Source organism: Lentilactobacillus parabuchneri DSM 5707 = NBRC 107865 (assembly GCF_001435315.1).
Taxonomy (GTDB): Bacteria; Bacillota; Bacilli; order Lactobacillales; family Lactobacillaceae; genus Lentilactobacillus; species Lentilactobacillus parabuchneri.
This window is the reverse complement of the sequence record NZ_AZGK01000028.1, coordinates 1-4,382: the sequence shown is the minus strand read 5'-3', so window position 1 is coordinate 4,382 and position 4,382 is coordinate 1. Positions and strand designations below refer to the sequence as shown.

Annotated in this window: 4 protein-coding genes; all 4 read left to right on the top strand. The window is 41.2% G+C overall.

What is annotated here, in order from left to right:
- Window positions 1–188 precede the first annotated feature (188 nt).
- The 4 genes from FC51_RS11880 (at window position 189) to FC51_RS11865 (ending at window position 4,271) form a co-directional block, all read left to right on the top strand.
- Window positions 189–1,691 carry a glycoside hydrolase family 73 protein gene (locus FC51_RS11880; RefSeq protein ID WP_057911390.1) on the top strand — a complete coding sequence of 501 codons (1,503 nt, stop codon included), beginning with the start codon at window positions 189–191 and terminating at the stop codon, window positions 1,689–1,691.
- 91 nt (window positions 1,692–1,782) lie between these two features.
- Window positions 1,783–2,562 (top strand): glycoside hydrolase family 73 protein, encoded by a 780-nt coding sequence (locus FC51_RS11875; protein ID WP_057910518.1) that lies wholly within the window; start codon window positions 1,783–1,785, stop codon window positions 2,560–2,562.
- Between the two features lie 105 nt (window positions 2,563–2,667).
- Window positions 2,668–3,741 carry an ABC transporter ATP-binding protein gene (locus FC51_RS11870; RefSeq protein WP_057910517.1) on the top strand — a complete coding sequence of 358 codons (1,074 nt, stop codon included), beginning with the start codon at window positions 2,668–2,670 and terminating at the stop codon, window positions 3,739–3,741.
- 221 nt (window positions 3,742–3,962) lie between these two features.
- Window positions 3,963–4,271, top strand: a complete 309-nt coding sequence (locus FC51_RS11865) for a hypothetical protein (protein WP_057910516.1) — start codon at window positions 3,963–3,965, stop codon at window positions 4,269–4,271.
- Window positions 4,272–4,382: the final 111 nt, after the last annotated feature.

The following is a 4,382-nucleotide window of genomic DNA, read 5'->3' as shown; positions in this document are numbered from 1 at the left end:
TTTGTCGGCGGGACTTATGTCCCAGCCACGTCTTTTTTTGTTTTCAGCGCGAAGATGATATATTATAAGAGTTAGTAAAGATATTAAGAAAGTTTAAAGCTTTTAGTGGAATTTATTCTATTTAGGGCTTCATTTTTTATCCATTATCTAATATGATAGGGATGTGGCTTATTCGGAGGTGTGGATCATTGAATAAAATAATTAAACATGGATTAACTGCGCTACTTGTTACGGGGATGGGGATTTTATTCACAAGCTTTTCTGCCCAAAGTACATACCAACAAGCTTATGCCTCAACGGCAAGCAGTTTCATCAGTCAATACAAAAGTGATGTGACAAAAGCAGCAACGAAATACAATTTGTATGGGTCGGTCATGATGGCCCAGGCTGGCTTGGAAAGTGGCTGGGGGCAAAGCCAATTGACCCAAGAAGCTAATAATTTCTTTGGTATTAAGGGTGCCTATAATGGTGCCTCCGTTTCGATGCCAACCGTTGAATACAACAGTAATGGTCAAATGATTAACACGACGGCGAATTTCAAAAAATATCCCACCGCTTACGCTTCTTTTGCCGATAACGGATCGACACTTAGGAACGGGACGAGTTGGGATTCTAAGTACTACTCAGGTTCATGGAAAGAAAACGCGGCCACTTATCAAGATGCTGCCAATGCTTTGACGGGAAAATACGCCACCGCACCCAATTATGGGGCTTCTTTGATTACCGTCATTCAAACCTATAATTTGGATCAGGTGTTTGGTGAGACGTCTGGTTCGTCTTCCAGTTCCAGTTCAACGTCCAGCAGCTCGTCATCACAAACGTCCTCAACCACCAGCTCGTCGAGTTCGTCAGCCACTTCAACAACTCAGACTCAAACACCAGTGACCCCGGTTAAGCAATTAGCGAAGGTTAAATACTATAAAGCTTCCGGAAAAGATTTAGTGCCGCTTTCAAAGAAATACAAGAAGTATTACGTATATAATCATGTGAAGGGCGCCGCTAATAGTGAGAAACGTTATACCTGGTCACAACTGGGCGTTAATAGTCGTGTCCAAGTTTATTTGGATATGCGTGGTGTCAAGACGAATAGTTCAACTAACTGGTATCGACTGAGATTTTACAGCAATGCCAAAGCCAAAAAGTTCTGGGTTAGTGCACCTGCACTTCAATTTGCGACAACCTATTCCGGTTCAGCAACTGGGGCTTTGACGCCAAGTAAGACGTCAAATGGTTATATTTATAATCACATTGTCGGCTCAAGCTTGTTGTCCAAGCCGGTCAAAAAAGTGAAAACTTTAGCGGCCGTCAATAAGGGTTATAATGTCAGCAAAACCGCTTTACAAAAGTCATCCAAGGGATTAGTTTTGTGGTACAAAATTTCCGATGGCAAGACTAAAGGTTGGATTAAGGGCTCAGATGTAGTATCATATCCTGGATCGGTCGCGGTAGTTAATCATAAGGCGGTCAAGTCGGTATCCAAGAACGCCAGCTCGACTTATCTGTATGATCACGCCAACGCAACCGGCAATTTACAGAAGCACTACAAACTAAGTCAAGTTAATTTAAGTGTTGGAACGAAGGTTACTGTCGATAAGATGGGTTATAAAGTCAGTGATGGCTCTATTTGGTATCGAATTTCGAGTCCGAGTTCTTCGGCCAAGTATTGGGTTCCGGCATCGTTTTTCTCATAAGTTAACAGCGAGTCGTCCTTCATAATAAAAAATCATCAATTATGAGGGTGATTGGGAGGTTTTTAGAATTACTAAGCAATGTGTACACGTCATGATGAAAGCCCTGGCTGCAGCGATTGCGGTTATCGGCTTTTGTTTTGTGCAAGCAAATATAGCAAACGCCAGTGTCGAAACTGACTTTATCAATCGTTTAAAGGACCCGGTCGTAAAGGTTAGCAAACAAAATCATCTTTATCCATCGGTTATGATGGCTCAGGCAATCGTTGAAAGCGATTTTGGCCGGTCCGAGTTATCGTTGGACGCCAACAATTACTTTGGCGTTAAAGGCAGTTATAATGGCCAATCCGTGACGATGAGTACCGGTGAGTACACGGCAAATGGTAAACATTACATGACTGCTGCCGCCTTTAAAAAGTATCCAACCATTGAAGCTTCAATCAAGGATAATGCGTATCTTTTGCGCCATGGGACGTTAACGGATTCGAATTATTATTCCGGAACCTGGACCAGTAACGCCCCAACATCAAGTGATGCCGCGATGGCTCTATCATTAACCTATGCGACCGACATGGAGTACGGCAACAAGCTGAACGCCATCATCGTCAAATATGATTTGAATAAGCTTGACGGATCAGTGAGTTCGGGAGATATCAACTCCAAGATTGATGCATCATTGGACAAACAACTTGCAGGTAACAAGAAGCAAGAGGCTGAAGTCCGGGCCGAAAATGCCCAATCAAAGATTAATAGTATTCCCAAGCGAATTATTCCAAACTTTGTATTTAACACGAAGGGTGCAACCAAGATTAATCAGGGGGATCCGGTTATCCAATTTAATAGCCTCCCTTTGCAAAACATCGTTGAGAAGTAGTTATTTAAGGGTTCGCAAAGATTATTTGTGAACCCTTTTTTTTGTTGCAATATTTGTTATAATGTTACTCGTGAATTTAGAGTTTCTTAAACTAGGAGAGAAACAATGGAAAATGATTATAAAGTAAAAGTAGAAAATGTTACCAAGGAGTACGAACTCTTTAAGACGCAGTCAGAAAAGCTGAGATCCTTTTTTTCGCTGTCCAAAAAACCAGTTCCTCATTTTTGGTCACTGATGGGTATTACATTGACCATTCAACCGGGGGAAACGATGGGCCTAATTGGGGTTAACGGCTCTGGTAAGTCAACGATTTCAAACATTATTTCCGGCATTATCCCCCAAACGACCGGGTACGTTGATGTTCGTGGCGAAACCTCAATCGTGGCGATCCATGCCGGATTGAGAAGTAATTTAACCGGACGGGAAAATATCCGCTTGAAGTCACTGATGCAGGGGCTGACTAATGAAGAAATCGACGAATTAATGCCCGACATTATTGCATTTGCTGACATTGGGGATTTCGTTGACCAACCGGTTAAGAGCTATTCAAGCGGGATGCGTTCGCGGCTGGGATTTGCTATTGCCGTGCATATCAACCCGGATATCTTGATTATTGACGAAGCGTTATCGGTTGGTGATGATACGTTCTACCAGAAGTGTGTTGACAAAATTACCGAGTTTAAAGCTGAAGGAAAGACCATTATTTTTGTCAGCCATTCTTTGAAGCAGATTGAAATGCTTTGTGACAGAGTCGCTTGGATTAACTATGGCGAACTTAAAATGGTCGGTGATACTAAAGAAGTCACCAGCCAATACCGTGAGTTTACTCAGTGGTTTAAAAAACTCAGTAAAAAAGAAAAGCATAAGTTTGAGTCGGAACGAAAGAGTATCCAAAAGAACTTCAGTATTCAAAATTACCAAAAGAAGGTTACCGAACAGGAACAAGCTGCCAATCCAGAAGCAAAGGATATCCCGGCTAAGGTCCACAAACGGTTCTATGGTTCTGTGATCAGTGAAAAAATGTCAGTTTGGAACCAGCTGTTAACCTGGGCGGTTTTGATCGTGGTAGTTTTCTTCTGCTTGGTTAACGTTTCGGGCCACTCGCTCGAACACGTCATTGATAACCCGGTTTCAATCGTGCATCCATCACACACCTTACATTTACCCGGGACCGAATAAAATTTATGAAATTCAGTAGATGAGATCGCGCGTCACCGCAAAAGATCTCATTTATTTTTAAATGTAGTTGACAGCGCTTACAATATTGAGTATATTATGTTCGGGTACTAAATAAATACCTTCTAATCAATTCTCTTTCTCTCTTAAAAAGCTGACGTCTTTATAACGCCAGTTTTTTTATGTATAATTATATGATGGTCAATGTCAAAGGAGGCAAAACATTGAAAAGTCATGAGGTTTTAACGTTGATTGAAGAGATTACCAGAAATGATGGCACAAAGTACATCGAGATCAGTAACATGGTTCAAAACGGAAGGGCAGAATTAGCCGCTGAGAGAGGTTTTATCAAGCAGGTAAGGATATTACAGCTAAACATCCCGCACTCACCTCACGTCGCAAAATATGAGCAATACGTCAATGAGAATTACACCATGCCTGATGAAAACATGGATCATTTTGAAGAATGGCGGAAAACCCCTGAAATGCAGAAGGAAGTTGACATTATTCTGAAAGAAAATCACATTAGTTAGGGGCTTAATGAAATTTAAATGAAATTTTGGTTTGCATATTTTCCGTGGATATGATATAAATATATATGTCGTTTTTAAAGAAAATATTTTTGCTCCGTAGTTCAGTGGTAG